Origin of the sequence: Amycolatopsis sp. NBC_00348 (assembly GCF_036114655.1) — a bacterium.
Lineage (GTDB): Bacteria > Actinomycetota > Actinomycetes > Mycobacteriales > Pseudonocardiaceae > Amycolatopsis.
In genome coordinates this window covers 347,574-372,418 of the sequence record NZ_CP107994.1, presented here as the reverse complement: position 1 = coordinate 372,418, position 24,845 = coordinate 347,574, and the positions used below count along the sequence as shown (strand labels likewise).

General features: G+C 71.7%; 29 protein-coding genes. 5 read left to right on the top strand and 24 right to left on the bottom strand.

The features are described 5' to 3' along the window. Positions 1 to 38: 38 nt before the first annotated feature. A complete protein-coding gene (locus tag OHS58_RS01680) occupies positions 39 to 605 on the bottom strand; it encodes a carboxymuconolactone decarboxylase family protein (RefSeq protein ID WP_328646900.1) in 567 nt (188 codons plus the stop codon). A 99-nt stretch (positions 606 to 704) separates the two neighbouring features. Then, a complete protein-coding gene (locus OHS58_RS01675; RefSeq protein ID WP_326959540.1) occupies positions 705 to 1,406 on the bottom strand; it encodes a carboxymuconolactone decarboxylase family protein in 702 nt (233 codons plus the stop codon). Positions 1,407 to 1,508: 102 nt separating this feature from the next. Between OHS58_RS01675 and OHS58_RS01670 the strand changes: the two genes are divergently transcribed. Further along, a complete protein-coding gene (locus OHS58_RS01670; protein WP_247055007.1) occupies positions 1,509 to 2,114 on the top strand; it encodes a TetR/AcrR family transcriptional regulator in 606 nt (201 codons plus the stop codon). Between the two features lie 24 nt (positions 2,115 to 2,138). Continuing rightward, positions 2,139 to 2,489: a VOC family protein gene (locus OHS58_RS01665; RefSeq protein ID WP_326943253.1), complete on the top strand. Its 351-nt coding sequence runs from the start codon at positions 2,139 to 2,141 to the stop codon at positions 2,487 to 2,489. A 440-nt stretch (positions 2,490 to 2,929) separates the two neighbouring features. Here OHS58_RS01665 and OHS58_RS01660 read toward each other — a convergent pair whose 3' ends face one another. After that, entirely contained in the window at positions 2,930 to 3,469 is a 540-nt protein-coding gene (locus OHS58_RS01660) for a DinB family protein (protein ID WP_328646899.1), read from the bottom strand. A 50-nt stretch (positions 3,470 to 3,519) separates the two neighbouring features. Here OHS58_RS01660 and OHS58_RS01655 point away from each other — a divergent pair, with 50 nt between their 5' ends. After that, positions 3,520 to 4,206, top strand: coding sequence for an alpha/beta fold hydrolase (locus tag OHS58_RS01655; protein ID WP_328646898.1), 687 nt, complete (start codon positions 3,520 to 3,522; stop codon positions 4,204 to 4,206). An 84-nt stretch (positions 4,207 to 4,290) separates the two neighbouring features. Here the strand turns inward: OHS58_RS01655 and OHS58_RS01650 are convergent, their stop codons facing one another. The 12 genes from OHS58_RS01650 to OHS58_RS01595 all read right to left on the bottom strand — a co-directional run bounded on the left by OHS58_RS01650 (position 4,291) and on the right by OHS58_RS01595 (position 17,115). After that, a complete protein-coding gene (locus OHS58_RS01650; RefSeq protein ID WP_442792346.1) occupies positions 4,291 to 6,006 on the bottom strand; it encodes a glycosyl transferase in 1,716 nt (571 codons plus the stop codon). A 95-nt stretch (positions 6,007 to 6,101) separates the two neighbouring features. Next, positions 6,102 to 7,196: a serpin family protein gene (locus OHS58_RS01645; RefSeq protein WP_328646897.1), complete on the bottom strand. Its 1,095-nt coding sequence runs from the start codon at positions 7,194 to 7,196 to the stop codon at positions 6,102 to 6,104. A 307-nt stretch (positions 7,197 to 7,503) separates the two neighbouring features. Then, positions 7,504 to 8,781, bottom strand: a complete 1,278-nt coding sequence (locus OHS58_RS01640) for a deoxyguanosinetriphosphate triphosphohydrolase (RefSeq protein WP_326943258.1) — start codon at positions 8,779 to 8,781, stop codon at positions 7,504 to 7,506. A 34-nt stretch (positions 8,782 to 8,815) separates the two neighbouring features. Next, entirely contained in the window at positions 8,816 to 9,469 is a 654-nt protein-coding gene (locus OHS58_RS01635; protein WP_328646896.1) for a YdcF family protein, read from the bottom strand. A gap of 32 nt (positions 9,470 to 9,501) precedes the next feature. Continuing rightward, complete coding sequence (locus OHS58_RS01630) at positions 9,502 to 10,107, bottom strand: response regulator transcription factor (protein ID WP_247055024.1); 606 nt, start codon at positions 10,105 to 10,107, stop codon at positions 9,502 to 9,504. After that, positions 10,104 to 11,309, bottom strand: a complete 1,206-nt coding sequence (locus OHS58_RS01625; RefSeq protein ID WP_326943260.1) for a sensor histidine kinase — start codon at positions 11,307 to 11,309, stop codon at positions 10,104 to 10,106. Before OHS58_RS01625 ends, OHS58_RS01630 begins: the two co-directional genes overlap by 4 nt. A 27-nt stretch (positions 11,310 to 11,336) precedes the next feature. Beyond that, positions 11,337 to 12,077: an ABC transporter permease gene (locus OHS58_RS01620; protein ID WP_328646895.1), complete on the bottom strand. Its 741-nt coding sequence runs from the start codon at positions 12,075 to 12,077 to the stop codon at positions 11,337 to 11,339. Then, the gene (locus OHS58_RS01615; protein ID WP_326943262.1) at positions 12,074 to 13,006 is read right to left on the bottom strand and encodes an ABC transporter ATP-binding protein; all 933 of its coding nucleotides are present in this window, start codon (positions 13,004 to 13,006) and stop codon (positions 12,074 to 12,076) included. Before OHS58_RS01615 ends, OHS58_RS01620 begins: the two co-directional genes overlap by 4 nt. A gap of 158 nt (positions 13,007 to 13,164) precedes the next feature. Then, positions 13,165 to 14,553, bottom strand: a complete 1,389-nt coding sequence (locus OHS58_RS01610) for a glycine--tRNA ligase (protein ID WP_328646894.1) — start codon at positions 14,551 to 14,553, stop codon at positions 13,165 to 13,167. 92 nt (positions 14,554 to 14,645) lie between these two features. Next, positions 14,646 to 15,305: a class F sortase gene (locus OHS58_RS01605; RefSeq protein WP_328646893.1), complete on the bottom strand. Its 660-nt coding sequence runs from the start codon at positions 15,303 to 15,305 to the stop codon at positions 14,646 to 14,648. A 79-nt stretch (positions 15,306 to 15,384) separates the two neighbouring features. Further along, positions 15,385 to 16,023: a class F sortase gene (locus tag OHS58_RS01600; RefSeq protein WP_247055036.1), complete on the bottom strand. Its 639-nt coding sequence runs from the start codon at positions 16,021 to 16,023 to the stop codon at positions 15,385 to 15,387. Further along, entirely contained in the window at positions 16,024 to 17,115 is a 1,092-nt protein-coding gene (locus OHS58_RS01595; RefSeq protein WP_326943265.1) for a hypothetical protein, read from the bottom strand. It lies immediately after the preceding gene. A gap of 270 nt (positions 17,116 to 17,385) precedes the next feature. Here OHS58_RS01595 and OHS58_RS01590 point away from each other — a divergent pair, with 270 nt between their 5' ends. Continuing rightward, positions 17,386 to 17,766 (top strand): ArsR/SmtB family transcription factor, encoded by a 381-nt coding sequence (locus OHS58_RS01590; RefSeq protein WP_442792217.1) that lies wholly within the window; start codon positions 17,386 to 17,388, stop codon positions 17,764 to 17,766. Then, on the top strand, positions 17,766 to 18,179 hold the full coding sequence (locus tag OHS58_RS01585; protein WP_328646892.1) for a Fur family transcriptional regulator: 414 nt from the start codon (positions 17,766 to 17,768) through the stop codon (positions 18,177 to 18,179). The genes OHS58_RS01590 and OHS58_RS01585 overlap by 1 nt, the downstream gene beginning before the upstream one ends. On the opposite strand, the gene OHS58_RS01580 is transcribed toward OHS58_RS01585, so the two are convergent. The 9 genes from OHS58_RS01580 to OHS58_RS01540 all read right to left on the bottom strand — a co-directional run bounded on the left by OHS58_RS01580 (position 18,180) and on the right by OHS58_RS01540 (position 24,819). Then, the gene (locus OHS58_RS01580) at positions 18,180 to 18,926 is read right to left on the bottom strand and encodes a TIGR03943 family putative permease subunit (protein ID WP_328646891.1); all 747 of its coding nucleotides are present in this window, start codon (positions 18,924 to 18,926) and stop codon (positions 18,180 to 18,182) included. Then, a complete protein-coding gene (locus OHS58_RS01575) occupies positions 18,923 to 19,966 on the bottom strand; it encodes a permease (protein WP_328646890.1) in 1,044 nt (347 codons plus the stop codon). Before OHS58_RS01575 ends, OHS58_RS01580 begins: the two co-directional genes overlap by 4 nt. Before the next feature lie 76 nt (positions 19,967 to 20,042). Then, positions 20,043 to 20,468: a YbjN domain-containing protein gene (locus OHS58_RS01570; protein ID WP_247055048.1), complete on the bottom strand. Its 426-nt coding sequence runs from the start codon at positions 20,466 to 20,468 to the stop codon at positions 20,043 to 20,045. Beyond that, entirely contained in the window at positions 20,465 to 21,316 is an 852-nt protein-coding gene (locus OHS58_RS01565; protein WP_247055050.1) for an isoprenyl transferase, read from the bottom strand. The genes OHS58_RS01570 and OHS58_RS01565 overlap by 4 nt, the downstream gene beginning before the upstream one ends. Before the next feature lie 60 nt (positions 21,317 to 21,376). After that, positions 21,377 to 22,180, bottom strand: a complete 804-nt coding sequence (gene recO / locus OHS58_RS01560) for a DNA repair protein RecO (protein WP_326951612.1) — start codon at positions 22,178 to 22,180, stop codon at positions 21,377 to 21,379. A gap of 52 nt (positions 22,181 to 22,232) precedes the next feature. Further along, positions 22,233 to 22,694: a CD225/dispanin family protein gene (locus OHS58_RS01555; RefSeq protein WP_247055052.1), complete on the bottom strand. Its 462-nt coding sequence runs from the start codon at positions 22,692 to 22,694 to the stop codon at positions 22,233 to 22,235. 72 nt (positions 22,695 to 22,766) lie between these two features. Continuing rightward, on the bottom strand, positions 22,767 to 23,864 hold the full coding sequence (locus tag OHS58_RS01550) for an RDD family protein (protein WP_326943270.1): 1,098 nt from the start codon (positions 23,862 to 23,864) through the stop codon (positions 22,767 to 22,769). A gap of 185 nt (positions 23,865 to 24,049) precedes the next feature. After that, positions 24,050 to 24,499, bottom strand: a complete 450-nt coding sequence (locus OHS58_RS01545; RefSeq protein WP_326959517.1) for a DUF2752 domain-containing protein — start codon at positions 24,497 to 24,499, stop codon at positions 24,050 to 24,052. Beyond that, a complete protein-coding gene (locus OHS58_RS01540) occupies positions 24,496 to 24,819 on the bottom strand; it encodes a CD225/dispanin family protein (protein ID WP_247055059.1) in 324 nt (107 codons plus the stop codon). The genes OHS58_RS01545 and OHS58_RS01540 overlap by 4 nt, the downstream gene beginning before the upstream one ends. Positions 24,820 to 24,845 lie beyond the last annotated feature (26 nt).

Genomic DNA, 24,845 nt, shown 5'->3' with positions numbered 1-24,845 from the left:
CCCCGGGCGCGTCCCACCGGGGTCTGGTTCCCGGAGTCCTACGGGAGCGGGACCCGGCAGGCGTCGCCCGAGGTGAAGCCCTGCTCGACGATGCCGAGCGCGCTGTTCATCCGGGCGCGGGAGTTCTCCAGGCCGATCTGGTAGGTCAGCTCGATGACGCCGTCGCGGCCGAACGCGCGCACCAGCTCGGCGACCTGCTCGTCGGTCACCGTGACGTGCTCGGCGGACATCGCGTCGGCGTAGGCGATCGCGAGCCGCTCCCGGGGGCTGAACGCGGGCGACGTCGCGTAGCCGTCGATCCCCTTCAGGCGTTCGACGTCCAGGCCGTCGTGCTTCTGCAGCATGGTGCCGAAGTCGACGCACCACGAGCAGCCGATCCGGGTGGCGACGCGGTAGACGGCCAGCTCGCGCACGTTCGCCGGCAGCTTCTTCGACGCGCGTTGCACCATCAGCTCGTGCACCGCGTTCGCGCGCAGCAGCCCGGGGTGGTGCGCGGCGACGGCCATCGGCTCGGGCACGGCGCCGTACTTCCGGCCGGCGACGCGGTAGAAGAGCTTGAGCAGCGGGCCGGCTTCGGTGGTCTTCTTCGCGGCGATGCGGGGCATGTCCGTCTCCATTCGTCTCGGTCGGGAGAGGAACGAGACGGCGGCCGGGGACGTGACACCCGGCGGGGTGAGCCACGCCACCGGCCTGCTCTCGGCCGGTCAGCCCATCGCGTTCAGCGCTTCCCAGGCGTGCCAAGCCCTCGTGACGCCGAACTGCGCCAGGAACCGCAGCGCGGCGCGGACGTCTTCCGGCGTCGCGCCGCCCCGCTGCGCGCGGCCGACGTGGATGCGGAACGTGTCGGCGAGCGTCTGGTAGCAGACGTCGACGCTCATGCTGACCAGGCCGCGTTCCCGCTCGGTGAGCGTGCCGGGGCCGTGCCCGGTCCGCATCCGCGACTGCAGGTCGAAGTACGCGGCGAAGTGCGGGTCCAGCTCGCTCAGCCGGGCGCGCACCGCGTCCGGGAGCGGGCTCGGCGCGGCGTCCGGGCCGGTCGACACCAGCTCGGCGGCCAGGGTTTCGACGTCCGGATGTGGGAGGCCCAGCTCGGTCTCGAGCTCGGTGATCCGCTCGACGCCCGCGGTCGCGGCGGGGTAACCGCAGTCGTAGGAGACGAAGCGCAGCAGTTCCCGGATGTCCGAAGTGGACACTCCGGCGGCCAGGCCGGCCCGCACGTGCGCGGTGAACGCCAGGCCCAGGCTCCCCTGGCAGACGTCGGCCGTGACGCACAGGAAGGTCTTCTCGCGGTCGGTCAGCTCCGGGATCGCCCGGACGAACTTCGCGGTGGCGCCGGCCAGTTGCGCGAAGGCGGGGTCGAGCGCGGCGAGCCGCTCGAGGCTCGTGGGTGCGGCAGCGGTGGTCAAGATCGTGCTCCCTCAGTTGATGAACGATCGTAGCGCTACAGCTGTAGTGCGAATTACGCTACACCTGTAGCGCAATGGGTGTCCAGCTATAGTGGGACGACCATGACCGAGACCCGTCGCCGTCCCAACGCCCGCGGCAAGGGCGAGCTGCTGCGCGAAGAGATCGTCACGGCCGCCGTCGGGATGCTCGACGAGCTGGCCGACGACGAGGCGCTCTCGCTGCGGGCCGTCGCGCGCGCGGTGTCGATCGCGGCGACATCGGTCTACCTGCACTTCCCGGACCGCGACGCGCTGGTCCTGGCCGCCATGCAGCGCTGCCACGAGGAGCTGGTGCGGACCGGCGACGACGCCTACGCGGCGGCGCCGGACCCGGCGGCCGCGTTGCGCGCGCGGATCCTGACGCAGGCCGCGTGGGCGCGCGAGCACCCCGGGCTCTACAAGGTGCTGCACGAGAGCAAGGTCCACCGACGGCTCGGGATGCCGTTCAAGGAGGTCATGGTCGCCCGCACGGTCGACGGCGTGCGGGCGTGCATGGACGCCGGCCTGGCCCCCGCGGACGACCCGGTCACGGTCGCCATCGACCTGCGCACCGCCGTCAACGGCATGCTGGCGCAACGGATCAACGAGCCCGACCTGCCGTGGTCACCCGCGGTCGAGCAGGTCGACCGGTTCCTGGCGAAGCTGGTCGGCCTCCCTTGTGTTCCGTGACGAAACGGACTTGGGTGGGCCGGTATGAGCCAGGACTACCAGACGGTGACCCCGCGGATGGTGGTGCGCGATCTCGTCGCCGCCGTCGCGTTCCTGCGCACGGTGTTCGGCGCGACCGGTGAGCTGGAGAGCGGCCGCCCCGCCGACCTCCGCATCGGCGGCTCGCGCGTCCTGGTCTCCGCCGAGGGCGAGCGGGAGCTGTTCCCCGCGTTCTTGTACGTGTACGTGCCCGACGCGGACGCGACGTACCGCCGCGCCCTCGACTGCGGCGCGACAAGCCTGGAGGAACCGGCGAACACCCCGTACGGCGACCGCCGGGCGATGATCCGCGACCCGTTCGGCAACGTCTTCCAGATCGCGCACGCCCGCGACTGAGCGGCGCTGCTGCACGTCTTCGTGACTTGATCTCCACCGGATTCCGCGTGGTGAACGGGAATCCCGGCTCGACCGGGTCGTGGCGTTGAAAGTGCTCTCGCCGCCGATCAGGGGGTCTCGCGAACGCTTCCGCCGCGAAGCCCACTCGGCGGCCCACCTGAACCAGGCCCCGCCCCGCCAAGCCTGGTGCGCCCGGGCACGCCCGCGGCGCTCGACGGCGTGGTGGCGCGAGGCATGGCGAAGAGCCCGGACGACCGCTACCCCACTGCCGCGGCGCTCGCGGCGGGCGCGCGTGCCGCGCTGGGCGCACCTCGTGTTTCACCGTTCCACCCGCCGAAACCCGGACGTTCACCCGGGTCGAACCGGCGGCGGACACCACCGTGCCGACGGCTCAGGAGAGCCGGCCGTCGACTCGGATTCGGTGACCCGGAACCACTGACCTATTCGCCGGTGCTGCCGTCCACCGACTCGCGGATGAGGTCGGCGTGGCCGTTGTGGCGGCTGTACTCCTCCACCATGTGGACCAGGATCCAGCGCAGGTTCGGCTTGCGGCCGTCCGGCCAGCCGCGGACGGCCGGCTGCGCGAGGTCGCCGTTCTCCATCGCCTTCGCGACCAGCTCGCGCGAGCGGGCGACTGTCGACTCCCACATTTCGCGGAGCTGCTCCGGGGTGTCTTCCGCGGCGGAATCCCAGTCCCAGTCCGGGCTTGCGGTCCAGTCGACCGAGTTCCACGGTTCCGCCCGCTCGTTGCCGAACAGGATGCGGGAGAACCAGTGGTCCTCCACGTAGGACAGGTGCTTGAGCATCCCGCCGAGGGTCAGCGGGGACGGGCCGACGGTCGCGCGCAGGCCCGCCTCGCCCAGGCCCGCGCTCTTCCACGCCAGCGTCGCGCGGTGGTACTCGAGGAACCCCAGCAGGGTCCCGGCTTCGTCGGCGTCGACCGGCGGTTCGGCCCGGCCCTGCTCGTCCACGATGGTCATGAGCGGGCACTCTACCGATTTTGTCGGTGGGCTCCGCTAGGTTTCCAGGCATGGCTGAATTCGTACTCGTAGCAGGTGCTTGGCTCGGCTCGTGGGCGTGGAGCGAGGTGGTGCCGGAGCTCACGGCGGCCGGGCACGGCGCCCACCCCGTGACGCTGTCCGGCGTCGCCGAGAAGAGCGCGGTGCCCGCCGGGCAGGCGACCCACGTCCAGGACATCGTCGACGCCGTCGAGGGCGCGGACCTGCGTGAGGTCGTGGTGGTGGGGCACAGCTACTCGGGCATCCCGGTCGGGCAGGCCGCCGAGCGGATCGGCGACCGGCTGGCGCGCGCGGTGTTCGTCGACTCCAACGTGCCGGCCGATGGCGAGTCGTTCACGTCCGTCTGGTCCGAGGCCCAGGTGGCCGCCCTCACCGAACGCGGCTTCTGGCCGCCGCTGACCGCGGAAGACTATGCGGGACAAGGCCTTTCCGGCGCCGAGATCGCCCGCATCGTCGGCGGCTCGACCCCGCACCCGGCCGCGTCGCTCACCGAACCGGCCGTCCTGAGCCGGCCGCTCGGCGAGCTGCCGGCGACTTACATCAAGTGCCTGCTCGACGGCGACACACCGAGCCCGGACGTCGTCGAGCTGCTCGAGAGCGACCGGTGGAACCTCGTGGAACTGAACACGGGCCACTGGCCGATGTTCTCGCAACCGAAGGAGCTCGCGACGATCCTGCTCGACGCCGTGAAGGCCTGACCGCCGCCGGTGGGGCTTCCGGGAGCAGCCCCACCGTGGCCGGTCACGCCATCGGCAGTCCGACCTGGCTCGTGCGGCCGGCGCCTACGCCGTCAGCGCGCGGACGTCCCAGACCCAGACCCCGCCGACGAACTCCGCCGGCTTGCGCAGCAGCAGCTCCACAGTGGACTTGAGCGCTTCCTGGTTCTGCCGCGGGCCGACCACCAGCACGTCGGCGTTCCACTTGCGCAGGTCCACCAGGGCCTGCGTGCGGTCGGCTTCGGTGACCTCCGCCGTCTGACCCGTACGCTCGACCTCGGCGAACAGGTCCGACGTCGGGAGCGGGACGGCGCCGTAACGGCCGCTGCGGTCCTCCGCGGACGTCGGGCCGACGAAGTAGCCCTCGGGCATCGGGTAGCCGAGGCCCGCGTCCACCTGCCAGTGCAACGGTTCCGCTTCGCCGGTGCTCGGCAGCGGCACCGGCACGAGCGAGCCGCCGGGGGCGATGTACTGGCGCCAGATGCCGTCGGCGAAGAACGGCGGCGACAGCGGGCGCTCGTGCGTCACCAGCTCCGTCGGCGCGATCGGGAGCAGCACCGCCACCACCGCGCCGACCCAGACCAGGCGCAGGGGGAAGCGCTGCTTGCCGTCCAGGGGTTCGGGCTGCTCGGCCGCGGCCGTCCAGACGCGGTGCGTCGCGATCGCCAGCAGCCCGCCGACCACCGGGATGCAACCCATCGCGAGCCGGGATTCGAGCAGCGAGTCCAGCAACGGCAGCTGCCCCAGCCACTTCCACAGCCCGGGGATGCCGGTGTCCTGGTGCGCCACCGTGATCTCGACACCCAGCGAGAGGAACGCCAGCACGTACGTGGTGATCGCGAGCGCGCGCGCCACGACGTCGCGCCACAGCCAGATCGTCAGCACCACCACGAGCACGATCAGCGGCCAGCCGAAGAACGCGTTCTCCTCGGTGCGGTTCATCGAGACGTCCGCGGCCGACTCCGGCCAGCCGGCGATCGACTGCGTCGCGAACCGGGTGAACGCCGCGGTGTCGTTGCCCGCCGGGCCGTGCAGCAGCGAATGGAAGCTCTGCGGCCCGAAGAACTGCCAGTACAACGGGAAGCCCGCGATCAGCAGCGCCACGACGGCACCGATGCCGACGCCCTTGGCCAGCGGCGCGAGCATGCCGCGGATCTCGGCGCGGTGCGGGACCAGGTAGGCGATCACGAACACCAGGAACGTGAGCCCGAAGATCGCCAGCGGCTCCTCGCCGAGCAGGATCTGCCACGCGACGAGCAGGCCGAGCACGACGCCGTTGCGCACCGGCCGAACGTTGCGCGCGATCTGGAACGCCTTCAGCGCGATGAACGGCAGCACGAACAGCACGACGAAGTTCGGGTGCGCGTTGCCGTGCGAGATCATCGGCGGGGCGAACCCGCAGAACGCGGCGCCGATCGCGGCGGCCGTGCGGTTCGGCACCAGGTGCCGGGAAAACACCCAATACCAGCCGATCGCGGTGCCGGCGAGCCCGGCGGTCAGCACGATCGCCCAGGTGAGCGTGGCGCCGAAGGTCAGCGTGATCGGGGCGAGCGGGATGTTCAGGCCGAACATCGCCGCGTTCGCCGCCATGTTCACGCCGTACGGGTAGTTCTGCAGGTCCGTGGTGAACGGGTTCTGGAAGTGCAGGACGGACTTCGCGACGACCGTCGAGTACCACTCCCACTGGCTCTGGTCCGACGCGCCGTTCCACAGGTAGCCGCGCTTGAGGTCGAACCACAGGCCGTTGTAGAGCAGGATCGTGAAGAGCAGGAACCCGCCCATGATGGCGGAGTCCGGCCACTGCCAGCGTTTCGGGCCTTCGGGTGGGGCTTCGGGAGCGGGTGGGACGAGCTCGGGGACGGCTTCGGACTTCAAGCTCACGGCTCGACCACCCTGGCGAAGAAGTAGAGCGCGCCGGTGCCGGCGTGCCGGACCAGCAGCAGGAACGGCCGGTCCACCGTCACGGCGACCGGGTCGGACGTGATCATCGAGGTGAGGCGCATGGTCAACGCCGTCGCCGCGGCCCCCTCGAAGCCCTGTTCGTCGACGCGCAGCACGGCCTGGTGCACCACCTCGGACACCGCGAGCCGCGGGTCCGGGGAGAGCCCGCTCAGGTCGGCGCGGTCGGTGAACATCGTTTGCACGCCCAGGCCGTTCAGCACGCCGGTGAGCGAGCTGGGCACGTCGAGCGAGACCTTGGGGAGCGCCAGTTCCACGCGCGTCGAGCGGATCTTGCCGAGCAGGCCGGTGAGCGCCGCTTCGTCGAACGACGCCTCCGCCTCGGCGAGGTCGCCGTCGGGCAGCAGCACCACGGCCTGCAGGCCACCCGCCGCGACCAGCTGAACCGCCTGCCAGCCGCCGGTGTGCGCGTAGCCGACGTTCTCGCCGAGCCACATCGTCGGCACGTCCCGGGTGCCGGACGGCGCGTGGAACGGCGCGTCGGCGGTGTTGGCCTCGCGGAACGGCAGCTTCCAGGCGGCCTTCAGGTACAGCGCGTTGACGAGCACGGCCGCGATGCCGGTGTCGATCGAGCCCGGCGGCAGCAGCTGCGGGATGAGGCCGTGCGTGGTGCGGCCGACGTCCTCGTTGATCAGGGCGCGGGCGCGTTCGGGGTCCTCCCCGAACGGCGCGCTCTCGACGTTCGCCCCGGGCCACCCGGCGAGTTCGGCCTTGAAGCCGTCCTCGAGCGGGAGGCTGTCGGCGGCCCACAGCGTGTTGGCCACGGCGATCTCGGGCGGTTCGGCGCCCCGGCCCTCCTCGACGAGCTGCGTGGCCGCCCGCAGCAGCTCGGCCTGCGCGGCCGGCTCGCCGAGCAGGGCGACCAGCTCATCACGGGTGGCCCCCCGGGCGGCGAGCGCGGCCAGCGTCAGCGCGCTGGCCACCGAATACGGCGAGAAACAGGAGTTCCCGCCCTCGGCGCCGAGGGCCCCATGGACGGCAAGGGCGAACCGGAGGTGGCTGTCCGTGGCCATGCGGGCGAGACTACCGGAACCCCTCACCCAGCCGGGCGGCCACGCGGAACTCCCCCACCGGGTGCCGAACCCGGCGGCGACCACCCCACGCCGGAAACGCCGGCCCGCGTGATCGAAGGGTCAACACGCGTGATCCAGAGGTCGACACGCGTGATGGGGAGGTCAACACGCGTGATTCGAGGGTCGACACGGTGAGGAGCAGGCCCCCGCGTCGTGTCGACCCTTCAATCACGAGTGTCGCCCCTTCAATCACGCGTGTTGGCGCCTCAATCACGGGTGTTGGCGCTTCCATCACGCCGGACCCGAGCTAGTGGTGGCGGGTCACGTGCCAGGAGTGCCAGGCGTGGGCCTGGGCGTCGGTCAGGGAGGCCACCTGGTCGACGACCACGCGTAGCAGGCCCGCGTCGTCTTTCGCGGCCTTCCACGCCGGGAGGAACAGCGGGTCCAGTGACTCCGGGGCGCGCCTCGCCAAGGCGTGGACCAGTTCGCCCAGCAGCTCGCGCTGGCCTTCCTGCATCGCCAGCCGTCGTCGGTCGCTCATCACGTAGCGCAGGGCCAGGGCCTTGAGCAGGGCCACCTCGGCGGCGACCTGCTCGGGCACGGCCAGCCGGGCCCGGTAGCGGCCCAGCGGGCCCTCGCCGAAGCGGGCTCGCGTTCCGGTGACGGCGGCCGTCGCGAAGCGGCCGACCAGCTCGCTCGTCAGCCGCTTCAGCGCTACCTGCGCGCCGGGTGAGCCGTCCGGTGCCGCCTCGGCCAGGGCCGCGACCACCGGCAGCGCCAGCAGTTCGTCGGCCGCACTCTCCAAAGTGGACACCGACTGGCCGGAGAAGTGCTTGGCCGCGGCCTCGGCGACGGCGGCGCGCTCGTCCGAGTAGGCCAGCACCCGCAGCCGGATCCGGCCGGCGAGCACGCCGTCCTCGACGTCGTGCACCGAGTACGCGACGTCGTCGGCCCAGTCCATGATCTGGGCCTCCAGGCACGTTTCCGCCGCCGCCGCGCCGTCGCGGAACCAGGTGAAGACCTCGGCGTCGTCGGCGTAGACGCCGTACTTCCCCCGGCCGGGCTTGCGCGGCCAGGGGTACTTCGTGGTCGCGTCGAGGCAGGCGCGGGTCAGGTTGAGCCCGGCCGTGGCGCCGTTCTCGTCGACCAGTTTCGGTTCCAGCCGGGTCAGGATGCGCAACGTCTGCGCGTTGCCCTCGAACCCGCCGCACGCGGCGGCCACCTCGTCGAGCGCGCGTTCGCCGTTGTGCCCGAACGGCGGGTGCCCGATGTCGTGCGCCAGCCCGGCGGTGTCCACCAGGTCCGGGTCGGCCCCCAGCTCCTCGGCGATGCCGCGGCCGATCTGGGCGACCTCCAGGGAGTGCGTCAGCCGGGTGCGCGGCGCGCCGGTGATCTCGGCGCCCTCCCCCGGGCCGACCACCTGGGTCTTGCCGGCCAGCCGCCGCAGGGCCGCGGAGTGCAGCACGCGGGCGCGGTCGCGGGAGAACGCGCTGCGCCCGTCCGCGCGCGCCCCGGCCAGCGCCGCGCCCTTCGCCGGTTCCGGCCGGAGGCGGGCGGTGTCGTGCTCGCTGTAACCGTGGTCCACCCGCCCAGCTTAAGCGGGCGGACCGACAAAACGCTCAGCCCAGGAAAGTGGCGAAGAGGTCGTCGGCGGGGGTCTTCGTGAGGCGGTAGTACAGCAGTGCGCCGGTTTCACGGACGATGTAGCGGACCTGCGTGACGCGCTCCTGGACGATCGGCCCGCTGTGCGTCGGCGCGGTCCAGGCGTCCATGCCGAGGTCGTCGGCCATGGTGCGGGCGCGGAAGGAGTGCCACGGATCGCTGACCAGCACCGCCGTGTGCCAGTCGCGCGCCTCGACCTGCTGGGCGACCGCGCGCAGGCTGCGCAGCGTGTCGCTGCCCTCCCCGACGGCCAGCGTCGCCGCCGCCGGCACACCGCGGCGGGTCAGCCACAGCTGGCCGGCCCGCGCCTCGGTGAAGTTGTCCTCGGCCTTCTTGCCGCCCGCGGTGACGATCATCTTCGCGACGCCCGCGTCGTAGAGCTGCTTCGCCTTGATCAGCCGCGCGGCGTAGATGTCCGACGGCTTGCCGTTGTACTGGGCCGCGCCCAGCACCACGATGACGTCGGCCTGCGTGCGGTCGTTCTCGCGGGCGACCTGCCAGATCCGGAACGCCGTGCCGCCGACGAGGGCGAGCAGCATGAGGGCCGTGCCGAAGGCGATCCGGCGCGCCCAGCTCGCGTGCGACGGTTTGGTGCGTTCAGCGGTACCCACCCCGCCCATCTTGTCAGAAGGTCACCGGCCGCTCACAGCCAGCCGCGCTCCTCGGCGACGCGCACCGCTTCGGCGCGGGTCCGGGCGCCGGTCTTGCCGATCGCGGCGGACAGGTGGTTGCGGACGGTCCCCTCCGACAGGTGCAGCGCGCGGGCGACGTCGGCGACCGTGCTGCCGTCCCTGGCCTCCCGCAGCACGTCCCGCTCGCGCCCGGTGAGCGGGCTGGCGCCGGTGGCGAGCGACTCCGCGGCCAGCGCCGGGTCCACCACCCGGAGTCCACTGTGGACTCGCCGGACGGCTTCGACGAGCTGCTCGGGCGGCGCGTCCTTGACGACGAACCCGGCGGCCCCCGCGGCCATCGCGCGGGCCAGGTAGCCGGGCCTGCCGAACGTGGTGCAGATGATCACCCGGCACGACGGCAGCGCGGCCCGCAGGTCGCCCGCCGCCTCCAGGCCGTCCTTGCCCGGCATCTGCACGTCCAGCAGCGCGACGTCGGGCTTCAGCTCGCGGGCGGCGGCGACCACCTCGTCGCCGGAGCCGACCTGCCCGACCACCTCGATGTCGGATTCGAGGCCCAGCACGGTGGCCAGGGCCCCGCGCACCATGGCCTGGTCGTCGGCCAGCAGCACCCGGATCAAGCGAGACCTCCCGCGGGTTCGGCGCGCACGGCCGGGGCGGCCGCGCGCGGTTCGGGCAGCGGGATCTCCGCTCGCACCGTCAATCCTCCCCCGGGCCGGACCGACGCGCGCACCGTGCCCCCGACCGCGGCGAGCCGCTCGGTGAGCCCGCGCAGGCCGTTGCCCGGGACGACGTCGGCGGCGGTGCCGTCGTCCTCGATCTCCAGCCAGTTGCCGCCCAGCTTCACCTTCACCTGCTTGGCGCCGGAGTGCCGCAGCACGTTCGTGACGGCCTCGCGCAGCACGTACCCGAAGGGGTTCTGGAACTCGGGCCGGACGTTGTCGACCGCGTGCGGCAGGTCGGCGTCGATCTCCGCGGCCCGCAGCGCCGCGCGGGCGCCGACCAGCTCCGCCGAGAGCGACACCTCGCGGTACTCCGACACGGTCGCGCGGACGTCCGACAGCGCGCTGCGGGTGAGGCTCTCGACCTCGCGGATCTCCTCGACCGCGCGCGGGATGTCGCCCGCGCTCTCCAGCACCCGCCGGGCCAGCCCCGCCTTGACGGTGATCGTGGTGAGGCTGTGCCCGAGCAGGTCGTGCAGGTCGCGGGCGACGCGCTGGCGTTCGTTCGTCACGGCGAGCGTGGCGATCTCCTTGTTGGCCAGCTCCAGCCGCCGGATGGCGCGGATGAGGTTGGCCATGAAGAACATCGCCAGCGTCACCGAGCCGACGGTGATCAGGTCGCCGTAGCCGTCGTGGAACCGGCCGCTCACCAGCAGGATCAGCGCCCCGAGCAGCAGCGCGACGACGTCGACGATCACCGACCACGCGGCCGGGGCCAGGAACACCATCACCGCCGTGCCGTAGAGCAGGATGAACGGGCTCGCCTCGACCGCCGCCACCACGCCGAGCCCCAGCGCGACCATCACGATCCCGAAGCCCAGCTTCAGCGGGCGCGCCTGGCGGAAGAAGTACGGGAACAGCAGGTAACAGACGGCGTAGGCGTAGACCAGGATCCAGATGAGCACGAGCGGCACGGTCACGACGGTCTCGGCCAGGAGCGACTTCGTGATGGGGATGAGGAACGGCAACAGGAAGACCGCGCCCATGATCGGCCAGCGCACGCTGTCCGGCCCCTGGTTCTTCGGGTCGGGCAGCGGGTCGTCCCACCACCCTTCCCGGGTGTTGAGCCCGAACCGGCGGTTCGTGTCGTCGTTCGCCATCGCCGTTCCTTCTCCCGTCCCCGGCCCTCAGACCCGGGCGCTGTCCTTACGGTAACGCCTGATCACCAGGGCCCCCAGCACGACCGTCCACCCCGCGAGCACGGCCACCGCGTGCGGCAGCGACACCACCATGTCGGTGGTCACCGCGGGCCGCGCCAGCTGCAGCACCCAGTACGTCGGCATCAGCTGGGCGACGTCGTGCATCCAGCCCGGCATGCTTTCGATCGGGATCCACAGCCCGCCGAGGAAGCCCATGCCCAGCGTGACGATCATGTTGACCGGCTGCATCGAGTCGGGCGTGCCGAACTGGCCGAGCAGCAGCCCGAGCAGCACCAGCGGGATCGTGCCGAGCCAGACGCCGGCGAAGATGCGGACCCAGCCGGCCGCGTCGAGGTGCACACCCTCGACGGCCACGGCGAGCACCGGCACGAGGATCAGCGCGGGCAGCCCGACGAGCAGGCCGGAGATGCCCTTTCCGGCCAGGTAGCCGGTGCCGGTCAGCGGGGTCAGGCGCAGCTGCCGCTGCCAGCCCGCGGCCCGCTCGAGTGCGAGCCGGGCGCCGCTGTTCGTCGCGGCGGCGAACGCGCCGAACGTCATCATGTTGATCATGATCACAGCGGCGATCTGCGCGTGGTCCGGATCGGAGGACTTCGTGAAGACGTTGGCCTGCAACAGGAACATCAGCACCGGGAACGCGACGACGAAGATCAGGAACCGCGGCGCCCGGAAGTTCCGGCGTATCTCGGTGACCAGGTAGGTGGCGTTCATCGGACGGACTCCGCGGTTTCGTCGGCGGTCAGGGAAAGGAAGGCGCCTTCGAGGCCGACGGCGCTGATCTCGATGTCGTAGACCGAAGGCACCGCGGCCTTCAGGGCCCAGAGCGTCGCGTCGGAGTCGCCGGTGGAGATGGCGACGCGGTCGCCGCGCAGCTCGAACTCCTTGACGCCGGGCAGGGCCGCGATCGCGGCTTCGGTGGCGCCCGGGACGGCGGCGCGCAGGCTGCGGCCCCCGGCCAGCGCGCGGACCTCGGCGACCGAACCGTCGGCGACGATCCGGCCGCGGCGCATCAGCACCACCCGGTCGGCGAACTCCTCGGCCTCTTCGAGGTAGTGCGTGGCGAACACGACCGTGCGGCCGGACTCGGTGAACGAGTACATCGACTGCCAGAACTCCCGGCGCGTGCCGACGTCCATGGCCGCGGTCGGCTCGTCGAGGATCAGCAGGTCGGGGTGGCTGACCAGGGCGACGGCGAAGCGCACACGCTGCTTCTGCCCACCGGAAAGCTTGTTCGCGCGGCGCCCGGCCAGCTCTTCCACCCCGGCGGCCTGCAGCGCCTCGGCGACCGGCATCGGCTTGCGGTGCAGTGCCGCGACCATGCCGACGGTCTCGGCGACGGTCAGGTCGTCCATCAGCGCGCCGCCCTGCAGCATCGCGCCGATCAGGCCCGCGCGGACGGCGTCGATCGGCTTCCGGCCGAAGACCCGCACCTCACCGCTGTCCGGTGTGCTGAGGCCGAGGATCATGTCGACGGTGGTGGACTTGCCCGCGCCGTTGGGGCCGAGCAGGGCGACGACCTCGCCCGGGGCGATGGTCAGGTCGACGCCGTCGACCGCGTGGACGTCGCCGTAGTGCTTCCGCAGGCCGGTGAGGTGGATCGCGGCCCCCGCCGCCACCGCCTGGATGTCTGTGTCTCGCATGCCCCCAGGCTGCCGCCTCGCGGGCCGCCGTCCCCAGACCGTGCGTCACGACCTGGGGGTGACAGGTGTCAGGGGTGCCGGTCCCCCGAAAGCCGTGAAGGCCTCCTTACCGGCCATAAGAGCCGGTAAGGAGGCCTTCACGGACCTCGAAAAGCGGGTCAGCAGCCGATCAGGCGGCCGGCCAGGTAGGACTCCAGCTTGTCGATCGCGACGCGCTCCTGGGCCATGGTGTCGCGCTCGCGCACGGTCACGGCCTGGTCCTCGAGCGAGTCGAAGTCGACCGTCACGCAGTACGGCGTGCCGATCTCGTCCTGGCGCCGGTAGCGGCGGCCGATCGCCTGGGCGTCGTCGAAGTCGACGTTCCAGTGCTTGCGCAGCCGGGCGGCGACGTCCTTCGCCTTCGGGGTCAGGTCGGCGTTGCGCGACAGCGGCAGCACCGCGACCTTGAACGGCGAGAGCCGCGGGTCGAGCTTGAGCACGATCCGCTTCTCGACGCCGCCCTTGGCGGTCGGGGCCTCTTCCTCGTGGTAGGCGTCGACCAGGAACGCCATCATCGAGCGGCCGACACCCGCCGCGGGCTCGATCACGAACGGCCGGTAGCGCTGGCCGGACGTCTGGTCGAAGAACGACAGGTCCACGCCCGAGTGGTTCGAGTGCGTGGTCAGGTCGAAGTCGGTGCGGTTGGCGATGCCCTCGAGCTCGCCCCACTCCTGCCCGGCGTTGAACGCGAACCGGTACTCGATGTCGACCGTGCGCTTCGCGTAGTGCGAGAGCTTTTCCTTCGGGTGCTCGAAGTGGCGCAGGTTCTCGGGCTTGATGCCGAGGTCCTTGTACCACTCCGTGCGCTGGTCGATCCAGTACTGGTGCCAGGTCTCGTCCTCGCCCGGCTCGACGAAGAACTCCATCTCCATCTGCTCGAACTCGCGCGTCCGGAAGATGAAGTTGCCCGGCGTGATCTCGTTGCGGAAGGACTTGCCGATCTGGCCGATGCCGAACGGCGGCTTCTTCCGCGACGTCGTCTGCACGTTGAGGAAGTTGACGAAGATGCCCTGCGCCGTCTCCGGGCGGAGGTAGTGCAGGCCCTCTTCGGTCTCGACCGGGCCGAGGTGGGTCTTCAGCATCATGTTGAAGGCCCGCGGCTCGGTGTACTGGCCGCGCGTGCCGCAGTTCGGGCACGGGACGTCGGACAGGTCTTCCTCCGACGTCTCCTTGCCGCTGCGCGCGGTGTAGTCCTCGGCCAGCTGGTCTGCGCGGAAGCGCTTGTGGCACGAGAGGCACTCGACCAGCGGGTCGGTGAACACCTTGACGTGCCCGGACGCCTCCCACACCTGGCGCGGCAGGATCACCGAGGAGTCGAGGCCGACGACGTCGTCGCGGCTCTGGACCACGGTCTTCCACCACTGGCGCTTGATGTTGTCCTTGAGCTCGACCCCGAGCGGCCCGTAGTCCCACGCCGAGCGGGTACCGCCGTAGATCTCTCCGCTGGGGAAGACGAAACCACGGCGCTTGCACAGGCTGACTACGGTATCGATGGTGTTCGTGGGCACTCCACGCTCCGGAAGCATGCGGGGACGGTTATCGGACTAGAACGTCAAGGGTATCCGCCGGGCCCACCGGGTTTCCGCGCAGGTGAGCCTCGTCAGGGCCGGGAGACCAGCGACGCCGTCACCACCCGGTTGTCCTCGTAGCCCTCGGTGCCGCCGACGTACTCGCCGCCGCAGGTCACCAGGAGCAGCTTGTGCGGGCCGTCCGGGGAGAACAGCTGCTCCGACCGCCCGGCCAGCTCGGACTTGTGGATGGTCTCGGTCGCGTCGACCCGGTACACCCAGGCGCCGCCGGCGGCGTCGGTCAGCTTGACGTCCTGCCCCTGCTTGACCTGCCACAGCTCGTCGAACGGCCCCTTCTTCCCCTTCCAGTTCACGTGCCCGGACAGCAGCGCGACGCCGTGGTCGGCGCCCAGCTTCGCGCCCCACCACGCGGCTTCGCCGAGACCTTCGGGGATCTTGAGCGCGCCGTTCGCGTCGAGGTCCTCCTGGACGAGCTTCGCGGCGCCGCCACCGGGCAGCGACAGCTGCGCCGGCGCCTGCCCGGTGTCCGGCGGGGTGCCCTGCGCGGCCGTGGCGGGTGCCGTCGGAACGGGCGCGGTCGCGCCGTTCGCGCTGGCAGGTTCATCCTTTCCGGTGAACACGAGCAGGGACGCGACGATTGCCGCGATCACGAACGCGCCGGCCGCGCCGACGATCCACCAGCGGCCGGGGCCCTTCTCGCGCTCCGCCGTCACCGGGTGCTGGTCCTGCATGTGCCTGTGCTCCTTCGCTCCGTGGGCAGTGCACAGACACACATGCCGCGACGGGCGGCGGAGGTTGCATCGAACTCGGTCAGCCGGTGGGACGGGTCACCAGGGTCGCGGTCACCAGGCGGTTCTCGTCGTAGCCCTCGGTGCCGCCGACGTAGTCACCACCGCAGGTCACCAGCACCAGCCGGTGCGGGCCGTCCTGGCCGAACCAGCGGGCGGCCTGCGCGGGCAGCGTCTCCTTGGGCAGCGTGACGACGTCGTCGACGCGGTAGACCCAGCGGCCGCCGCGCGCGTCGACGACGCTGACGTCCTCGCCGTCGCGCATCCGCCACAGCTCGTCGAACGGGCCGCGGTCGCCCTCCCAGTTCACGTGCCCGGACAGCAGCGCGGCCCCGTGGTCGGCGCCCAGCTTCGCGCCCCACCACGCGGCGTCGCCGAGACCGCGCGGGATGGGCAGCACGCCGGTGTCGGTGAGCTCGGTGCGGACCAGCCGGGCGGTGGCGCCGTCGGGCAGCCGGACCGTGCCCGGGCGCTGCTGCTCGGTGGACGAGCTGTCGGCGGGCAGCACGGCCGGGGCCGCGTTCTCCCCCGGCAGCGAGCCGGGCGCGGGCGCGGCAATCGACGTGGGCTCGGGCGGCAGCCAGGTCAGCACGACGACCCCGGCCGCGAAGGCGGCGACGGCCAGCGCCCCCGAGACGGCGGCCAGCCCGGTGCGCAGCACCTAGTCCGTCCCGGACTTGCGCCGCCTGCCCAGCAGCAGGGCGACGCTCCCGAAGAACACGCCGCCGAAGAGCAGGCCGATGCCGAGCGGGATGCGCGAGAGGTCGCTGCCGGTGTCCGGCGCGGCCGCGCCGAGGTACCCGGCCGGAACCTGCGTCGGCACCGCGGGCTGAGTCGCGCTGGTGCCGCCGCCGGTGGTGCCGGAGGCTTTCGCGACGAAGCCCTTCGGAACCGAGCAGCTGACCCCGCCGAGCACGACGTTCGTCTGGACGTCCTGCAGCGCGGCCCCCGCCGCGTCCTTGACGTGGGTGGTGATCTCGACCCGCCAGCCGGCGACGGCGGTGAAGTCGCCCCCGCGCCAGCCGTCCTGGCGGATCAGCTGGTCGAACGCGGCGACGCGGGTGAGCTTGAGGTCCGAGAGCGTGGTGTCCTTGCTCGCGTTCGTGATGTCGCCGGGCGGGCCCAGGCGCAGGTTCTGCAGCTGCAGGCCTGCGTTGCCGCCGGGCATCGGGACGATGCCGAGCGCGCCGCCGGCCTGGCGCACCCACAGCCGGGCCACCGAGGAGGTGCCGGTGAGCTTCGCCGGGGCGGTGCAGTCGACCGCGGTCTTGGCGCCTTCGAGCACGAGCACGGTGTCGTCGACCGGCTTGGCGCCGCCCTGCCACGTGTCGCGCAGCGCGTAGTTGGTCTCGGCGACGGCCGTGGGCACGGTGCTCGCCTGCAGCGCGGCGACGACGTTGTGGTCCCGGCTCGCGATCCCCGCGGGGTACGGGTCCTGCGACCCGCTGTAGCGGCCGAGGTCGATCGCGTAGTGCCCGCCGAACGTCGCGCGCTCGCCGTCGTCCTTGGGCACGGCGACCCGGTCGGTGCCGAGCTTCGACTGGCCGGGCAGCAGGGGCGAGCGCTGGGTCTCGGTGATCAGCGAGCCGCCGTGCTGGCCCTCGCCACCGATCCGGACCGACGCCACGTTCGCGAACGAAACCGGGCCGGTCTTCTCGTCGACCGCCTGGCTCTGTGCCCCGGCCACACCCACTCCGACCAGCGGAAACAGGACGGCCGTCACGACGGCTGCCTTCGTTGCGAATCGGGTCATGTCTCCCCACTGCGTTCTGCTCGGGCGGGCGCCGTCGTACGAGAAGCGACGCAACGCTCCGCGACAACCTTGCACCGTCGGCCACGACATGCGAAGCCGAAGAGCCAATATCCCACGAACTCACCCGAACGGGGTAATGCGTCCTGCAGTACCCCTCAGGACGCGGTGACCGGACGGGGCCCGTCCGGGGGAACACTAGGATGGGCCGGGCCGTTATCGGAAATGACTACGGAATTCATGGTCTCAGGCGGCGACGACGTGGAGGCAGTGATGGCGACGGTGACGGGGAGCGGCGTCGCGGACGAGGCCGGACCGCACACCCACGAGCTCGAACGGGACCGGGTGGCCCCCTCCCGGCACCCGGCGAGCGCGGTGCTGGCCGACGCCGGCGACCTGCTGCGGGCGCTGGCCGCGCCGGTCCGGATCGCGATCGTGCTGCAGCTGCGCGAGGCCGACCGGTGCGTGCACGAGCTGGTGGACGCCCTCGACGTCGCGCAGCCGCTGATCAGCCAGCACCTGCGGGTGCTGAAGACCGCCGGGGTGGTGCAGGGCGAGCGGCGCGGCCGCGAGGTGGTCTACCGGCTCGCCGACGACCACCTGGCGCACATCGTCGTCGACGCCGTCGCCCACGTGCAGGAAGGAAAGCAGTGATGACTCCCGTCGCGCCACGCAGCCAGGCTCCGGTGCCCGGCCGCCGATCGACCAAGCAACGGGCCGCGGTCGTCGAGCTGCTGAGCGCCGTCGACGACTTCCGCTCCGCCCAGGACCTGCACGACGAGCTGCGCAAACGCGGCGACGGCATCGGCCTGACAACGGTGTACCGCACCCTGCAGTCCCTGTCGGAGGCCGGCGAGATCGACGTCCTGCGCACCGACTCGGGCGAGGCGATCTACCGCCGCTGCTCGGCGCACCACCACCATCACCTGGTGTGCCGCCTGTGCGGCCGCACGGTGGAGGTCGAGGGGCCGGCGGTCGAGCGCTGGGCCGAGAAGATCGCGGCGGAGCACGGCTTCTCGGAGATCTCCCACACCGTGGAGATCACCGGCACCTGCGGGCAGCATTAACTAGTACTCATAGGGATCCTTCGGGGTCGGGACCGTCGCGACCGAGGCCGCGGTGAAGTCCGGCGTGTAGCTGTTGGCCTGGGTCGCCGTGCCGGGGACGACCTGGCCCGTCACCTCGATCCACGCGTCGCTCGCGTACCGGGCGGCGTCGGTGCCGGTGAGGCGGACCGTCACCGGGAAGGCGTCCGCCGCGCAGCAGCTGATCACCAGGCGGGCCAGCAGGGTCCGGCCTTCGGTGTGCACCACGAACCCGGTCAGCGAGACGGTGCGGCCGTCGAGGGTGCCGGCCTTGTCCCACCCCGCGCGGCTGACGAACTCGTTGACCGACAACGGAACGACGTTCCCAGCAGGCAACGGCGGGAAGGCCGCCGCGTTGGCCGCGGCCGCGCTCGCCGGAACGCGCGCTTCGGTGCGGATCACCGAGTCGGCGCCCAGCGCGGGTGGCGCGACGAGGAAGACGGCCAGCACGGGGACCAGCAGCAGCCAGGCGGGCCGGGCCGAATGGGAATGGCCGTCATCGTGGTCATGGCCGTGGTCGTGCTCGGCCTTCTCGGCCGCTTTCGCCCGCGCGGCCAGCAGGTCCCGCACGACGGCGACCGCGCCGAGCAGCACCATGACGGCCCCGCCGGCGATGATCCACGGCTGCTGCGCCGGTTTGACGTAGCGCAGGTAGTCGCCGTTGACGGCGATCTTGACCAGCGCGCCGCCGAGCAGGATCAGCAGGATGTTCTGGGTCTCCCGTTTCACGCCAGCCCCACCACCAGTCCGGTCACCACGGCGCAGGCGGCCGCCACCACGAACGTCACCGGGGCGAACCGCACCGCGAACGCCCGGCCGAACGTGCCCGCCTGCAAGGCGAACAGCTTGACGTCGACCGCCGGGCCGACGACCAGGAACACCAGCTTCGGCAGCAGCGGCAACGCCGTCAGGGACGCCGCCACGAAGGCGTCCGCCTCACTGCACAGCGCCAGGACCACCGCGAGCACCGCCATCACCACGATGCCCAGCACGAGCTGATCCCCCAGCACGCCGAACCACTTCGCCGGGACCAGCACGTTCAGCGCCGACGAGATCAGCGCGCCCAGCACCAGGAACCCGCCGGCCTCGACCAGGTCCGTGCGGGCCGTCTCGGCGAACACGCGCCACCGTTGCCCGCCCGCGACGTCCGGCAGCCGGCGCAACGCGCGCTCGGTGATCCACTCGAGCTTGCCCCAGCGGGCCCACAGCCAGCCCATCACCATCGCCGTGGCCAGCGAGCCGACGAACCGGGCCAGCACCATCTCCGGCTTGCCCGGGAACGCGACCGCGGTGGCCACCAGCACCACCGGGTTCACCGCCGGCGCGGCCAGCAGGAACGTCAGCGCCGCGGCCGGGGCCACGCCCTGGCCCATCAGCCGCCGCGCCACCGGTACGGACGCGCACTCGCAGCCCGGCAGGGCGACCCCGGCGAGCCCGGCGACGCCGACCGCGGCACCGGCGCGGCGCGGCAGCACCTTCTCCAGCACGCGCGCGGGCACGAACGCCGCGATCGCGCCGCTGATCAGCACACCCAGCACGAGGAACGGCAGTGCCTGCACGCAGACGGCGACGAACACGGTCGAGCCGGTGCGCAGCGCGGGCACGTCGAACAGCCGCTGCAGCCAGCCCTGGCCGAGGATCGCGACCAGCAGGATCGCGCACAGCACTTCGACCGAGCTGACCCGGAACCGGCGGGAACGCCGGCCGGGCTCGGTGGAAGTTTCGGAAAGGGTGTCCACGACGGCGATGATGCCAGGACGCCGGGACATCGCGTGATCCGCACAGGCCGCGAACGGCCGGACACGGTCCGTTTCGGACCGGAAAACGCCGTTCGCGGCGAAATCGCTACTGCGCGGGCAGGATCCCCGGCAGTTCGGTGCGCAGTTGCGACGCCGTCGACACCACGAGCATCAGCAGCGTCCCCAGCGCCGCCGCGTCCAGGCCCACGGCCGGGAACGCGTACCGCAGCGTGACGTCGACGCCGTTGTCGGAGTGCCCGACGCCGAGGGTGCCGAACAGCCCCTGGCCGGCCCGCTCGGCGACCGCGATCGACAGCTCGGGCGCGTCCGCCAGGTCCCAGCCGACCACGCAGGTCAGGGTCAGCACGGTGAGGCCCTCGCCGAGGCGGGTCGCCTGGATGACGCACGGGACGTCGCCGTGGGAGAACGTCAGCGCGCCGTCGTCGTCGACGTGCACCTCGAGGTAGCGCTCGAGGGCGCCCTTGGCGCTGGTCAGCAGTTCCGCGGTCTCGGCCGCCTCGGTCGAGCTCACGACGTGGCCTCCGAAGCCTGATCGACGGCCGCCTGATCGGCAGCAGCCTGGTCGACGGCAGCGCCGAACCGGCGGTCCCGCTTGGCGAACTCCAGGCAGGCCCGCCACAGGTGGGTCCGGTCGAAGTCCGGGAAGAGCGTGTCCTGGTAGACCATCTCGGCGTAGGCCGACTGCCACAGGAGGAAGTTCGACGTCCGCTGCTCGCCCGAGGGCCGCAGGAACAGGTCCACGTCGGGCATGTCCGGCTGGTACAGGTACTTGCCGATGGTCTTCTCGGTGACCTTGTCCGGGCTCAGCTTGCCGTCGGCGACGTCCCGCGCGATCCGCTGCATGGCGTCGCCCAGCTCGGCGCGGCCGCCGTAGTTGACGCACATCGTCATGTTCAGCGCGGTGTTGTGCTTGGTCTTCTCTTCGGCCGCCTGCAGTTCCTTGATCACCGACGCCCACAGCTTGGGCCGGCGCCCGGCCCAGCGGATGCGGACGCCGATCGAGCCGAGGTAGTCGACCTGACGGCGGATGGTGTCGCGGTTGAAGCCCATCAGGAACCGCACCTCTTCGGGGCTGCGCTTCCAGTTCTCCGTCGAGAACGCGTACACCGAGAGCCACTTGACGCCGATTTCGACCGCACCGGCGGCGACGTCGATCATCACCGCTTCGCCGCGCTTGTGGCCTTCGATCCGCGGCAGGCCACGCTGGTTGGCCCAGCGGCCGTTGCCGTCCATGACCAGCGCGACGTGCTTCGGGACCAGCTCACGCGGGATCTCCGGCGGCACCGCACCGGTCGGGTGCGGCTCCGGGACCCGCAGCTCCGATCGCGACGCCTTGTTCTCGCGTCCCCTGCGCAGCACGGCGAGCCTCCCTGGATGGGTGAAATCGATTCAGGCCCGACCCTACTGCCCGCGCACTCCCTATCCTGCGGGGGTCCGGGTGGCGGAGCCTTCGGCCCGGGGCGAAGCCCCGGATTTCACCGTGGTCTCCCGCGCGCGTCGCTCGACCAGGGGAAGGGACCGGAGCTGACGCTCCAGGTGCCACTGCAGGTGCGCCGCGACCAGGCCACTCGCGTCACGGCGGGTGCCGGGCAGGGTCGACTCGGCCATCGGCCATTCGCCGTGCAGCAGGGCGGTGAGCAGGTCCAGGACCTCGGGCGCGGGGTGCACCGAACCGGGCACGCGGCAGTCCTGGCACATCGAGCCGCCGGCGGCGACGCTGAACGCGACGTGCGGGCCCGGCAGGCCGCAGCGGGCGCACTCGGTGAGCGCGGGCGCCCAGCCGGCGTAGGACATCGCGCGCAGGAAGAAGGCGTCGAGCACCAGGGAGGCGTCGCGCTCCCCCGCGGCGAGCGAGCGCAGCGCGCCGCAGACGAGGAGGTAGAGCTTGAGCACCGGCTCGCCCTCTTCGGCCGAGAGCCGGTCCGCGGTTTCGGCGATCGCGCTGGCCGCGGTGTAGCGCTGGTAGTCGGCGACCAGCGGCAGCGCGAACGCGTCCACGGTCTCGACCTGGGTGATGACGTCGAGCGTGCGGCCGGTGTAGAACTGCACGTCCACGTGGCCGAACGGCTCCAGCCGGGCCCCGAAGCGGGACGAGGTGCGCCGCACGCCCTTCGCCACGGCGCGGACCTTGCCGTGCCGCCGGGTCAGCAGGGTGATGATCCGGTCGGCCTCACCCAGCTTGTGCGTGCGCAACACCACCCCGGTGTCGCGGTAGAGGTTCACCACCCCGACATCGTCCCACTATCGGACGACGCCGGGGTGGACCGACCCGGGTTCAGCAGTAGTAGCCGCTGCAGTACGTGCTCACCGCGGTGGCCGCGACGATGATCCAGATGATCGCGAACGCGCAACCGAGACCGCCGATGATGGAGGCGATGAGGCAGAGCGTCTTGGTCGTCTTCGACGCCTGCTCCGCCATCATGTAGTTGCCCTGCATCTTGTACGTCTGGACCTCGTTGGACTTCATGATCGCGAAGATCGCGAGGATCCAGCAGAGGAAGATGCAGCCGATCGCCCAGCCCTTGTAGTCCTTGATCTGGTTGATGTCGCCACCACCGGGCATGCCGTACCCCGGGGCGCCGAAACCGCCGGAGGGCGGCTGGCCGTAGGGCGCGGGCTGGCCGTACGGAGCGGGCATGCCCCCGGACGGCGGGCCGTAACCCGGCTGCTGCGGGAAACCGCCGGACTGCGGCTGCTGGCCGTAAGGCGGCTGCTGCTGACCGTAGGGATTGGTCATGAACGTCTACCCCAATTACTCGTGAACTTCCGCCGGCAATCCCGGCGGTGGTGCGGAAGTCAGGTGCCGCGGCTACTGCTGCGGCGGCTGGCCGGGCTGCTGCGGCGGCTGCTGCCCGAACTGGCCCGGCTGGATCTTCTGGGTCGCCTCGGCCTCACCCTGGGCCTCGGGACGCAGCATCTGGGTGCGCTCCGCACCTTCGTCGAACGGCGAAGCGCCGCTGCCGCCCGAATCGGGACGCAGCATCTGGGTGCGCTCGGCGCCTTCGTCGAAGGCACCCTGGCCCGGGGGCGGCGCGAGCGGCTGGCCCTGCTGCTGGCCGAAGCCACCGGACTGGGGCTGCTGCGGGAAACCGCCGGCCTGCGGCGGCTGGCCGAAGCCGCCACCCTGCGCGGGCTGCTGCGGGAAACCACCGGACTGCGGCTGGTCGAACCCGCCGGATTGCGGCTGCTGCGGGAAACCACCCGACGGCGGCTGACCGAAGCCACCGGACTGCGGCTGGCCGAACTGGCCGGGCTGCTGCCCCGCCGGCGGGTAACCGCCGCCGAACTGCTGCGCACCGGGCTGGCCGTGCGGCGCGGCGTCGTCGGCGTTGATGACGACGGTGCCGATGATCTTGTCGGAGAGGGTCTGGCTCTTGTCGTCCCACAGCGGCCACAGGTAACCGACGTAGCAGATGATGCCGTCGACGAAGTGCGCGAGGTCGCGCAGGAACGCCATGCCGGCGCCGATCGGCTGCCCGGTGGACTCGCCGACGAGCTTGATCTTCGTGATCCGCTTGCCGAGCGACTGGCCGGTGGTGCCCTGCTGCATCCACCGGTTGTAGACCGACCAGCCGATGCCGGCGAGCGCGCCGAGCAGGTACAGCATGGAGCCGAGGGTGTAGCTGCCGGCGATCGTCACGATCAACCCCAGCAGGTCGATGACGATCAGCGGGGCGATGTCGATCAGCAGAGCGCCGGCGCGCAGCCCCCAGGGCGCGTAGTTCTGGGGCGGGCCGAACGGAGCACCCTGCTGGCCGAACGGCGCGGGCTGCCCGAACGGGGCCTGCTGACCGTACGGCGCCTGCTGCCCGTAGGGCGGCGGCGCCTGTCCCGGCTGCGGCTGTCCGAACGGCTGCTGGCCGCCGGGCTGTTGCCCGAACGGCTGCTGACCGTAGGGATCGGTCATGTGGGTCTCCCCCTCGCTGGTCACTCCACCGCACACCTCATGCGGAACCGGCCCGAATGTACGGCACGGTCCGCGGGAGCGTACTCGGTTCGCGTTCGCCTGCGTGTGTCAGGCGTCCACTGTCCGAGTGAACGTCGTGGAGGTCCGACGCGTTACACGGCGCGCCGGTTCCGCTCCGTTGTCATTCAGACGCGCAAACCGGTGAACGGCGCGAACGGGAGGTTGCGGATGGCGAACCAGGCGACGAACACGACGCCGACGGCGAGTGGCGTCCAGCGCCAGTGCAGCCAGCTGTTCACCCACCGGCCCCGCAGCCGCCCGACCGCCCAGGCGACGGTGCTCCAGACGAAGAGCAGCACGAAGACGAGCGAGACGGCGTTGTAGTGCAGGGCCGCGGGGAGGTCGCCGTGCATCAGGCTGTAGGCCATCCGCATGCCGCCGCAGCCCGGGCAGTCGATGCCGAGCAGTGCCTTGGTGGGGCAGACCGGGAGCCAGCCGCCGGGGGTGGTGGGGTCGCCGAGCCAGACGGCCACGCAGCACGCGCCGAGCCCGCCCACCACGGCCATCGGCGCGCTCAAGGCACGCAGCCGGGCCTTGGCCCCCTGGGCCGGGAATCCCGTGTAGACGGTCGTCACGACGCCAGCCCCCAGAACGAGACGCCGGCGATCGCGAACATCACGAAGACGAACAGCAGGTAGAGGCCGATCAGGGCACCGAAGGCGATCGCCGACCACATCGCCCACTTGCGGGCTTCGTCGGCGGCCCGGCGCGCCTCGACGTGGTAGCCCTGGAACCACAGGGTGTTGACCTGGTTCGCCTTCACGATGGCGACGATACCCAACGGCAGGCAGCACATCACCGTCGACAGGATCGCCCAGACCAGGTTGTTCTCCGGGGGCGGCCCGTAGTTCGGCTGCCAGCCGTACGGGGGTTGCTGCGGGTACGGCTGGGTCACCGGTATCGCCTCCTGCTGCCGACGGT

Bases quoted from the DNA above. Each gene is read 5' to 3' on its own strand.
- OHS58_RS01620 (WP_328646895.1), bottom strand. From the start codon at position 12,077: ATGAACGCCACCTACCTGGTCACCGAGATACGCCGGAACTTCCGGGCG.
- OHS58_RS01650 (WP_442792346.1), bottom strand. From the start codon at position 6,006: ATGGGCGGGTTCCTGCTCTTCACGATCCTGCTCTACAACGGCCTGTGG.
- OHS58_RS01575 (WP_328646890.1), bottom strand. From the start codon at position 19,966: ATGTCCCGGCGTCCTGGCATCATCGCCGTCGTGGACACCCTTTCCGAA.
- OHS58_RS01590 (WP_442792217.1), top strand. From the start codon at position 17,386: ATGGCGACGGTGACGGGGAGCGGCGTCGCGGACGAGGCCGGACCGCAC.
- OHS58_RS01595 (WP_326943265.1), bottom strand. From the start codon at position 17,115: ATGACCCGATTCGCAACGAAGGCAGCCGTCGTGACGGCCGTCCTGTTT.
- OHS58_RS01625 (WP_326943260.1), bottom strand. From the start codon at position 11,309: ATGGCGAACGACGACACGAACCGCCGGTTCGGGCTCAACACCCGGGAA.
- OHS58_RS01550 (WP_326943270.1), bottom strand. From the start codon at position 23,864: ATGACCGATCCCTACGGTCAGCAGCCGTTCGGGCAACAGCCCGGCGGC.
- OHS58_RS01645 (WP_328646897.1), bottom strand. From the start codon at position 7,196: ATGGCCACGGACAGCCACCTCCGGTTCGCCCTTGCCGTCCATGGGGCC.
- OHS58_RS01555 (WP_247055052.1), bottom strand. From the start codon at position 22,694: ATGACCAATCCCTACGGTCAGCAGCAGCCGCCTTACGGCCAGCAGCCG.
- OHS58_RS01665 (WP_326943253.1), top strand. From the start codon at position 2,139: ATGAGCCAGGACTACCAGACGGTGACCCCGCGGATGGTGGTGCGCGAT.
- OHS58_RS01615 (WP_326943262.1), bottom strand. From the start codon at position 13,006: ATGCGAGACACAGACATCCAGGCGGTGGCGGCGGGGGCCGCGATCCAC.
- OHS58_RS01585 (WP_328646892.1), top strand. From the start codon at position 17,766: ATGACTCCCGTCGCGCCACGCAGCCAGGCTCCGGTGCCCGGCCGCCGA.
- OHS58_RS01660 (WP_328646899.1), bottom strand. From the start codon at position 3,469: ATGACCATCGTGGACGAGCAGGGCCGGGCCGAACCGCCGGTCGACGCC.
- OHS58_RS01670 (WP_247055007.1), top strand. From the start codon at position 1,509: ATGACCGAGACCCGTCGCCGTCCCAACGCCCGCGGCAAGGGCGAGCTG.
- OHS58_RS01680 (WP_328646900.1), bottom strand. From the start codon at position 605: ATGCCCCGCATCGCCGCGAAGAAGACCACCGAAGCCGGCCCGCTGCTC.
- OHS58_RS01655 (WP_328646898.1), top strand. From the start codon at position 3,520: ATGGCTGAATTCGTACTCGTAGCAGGTGCTTGGCTCGGCTCGTGGGCG.
- OHS58_RS01605 (WP_328646893.1), bottom strand. From the start codon at position 15,305: ATGCAGGACCAGCACCCGGTGACGGCGGAGCGCGAGAAGGGCCCCGGC.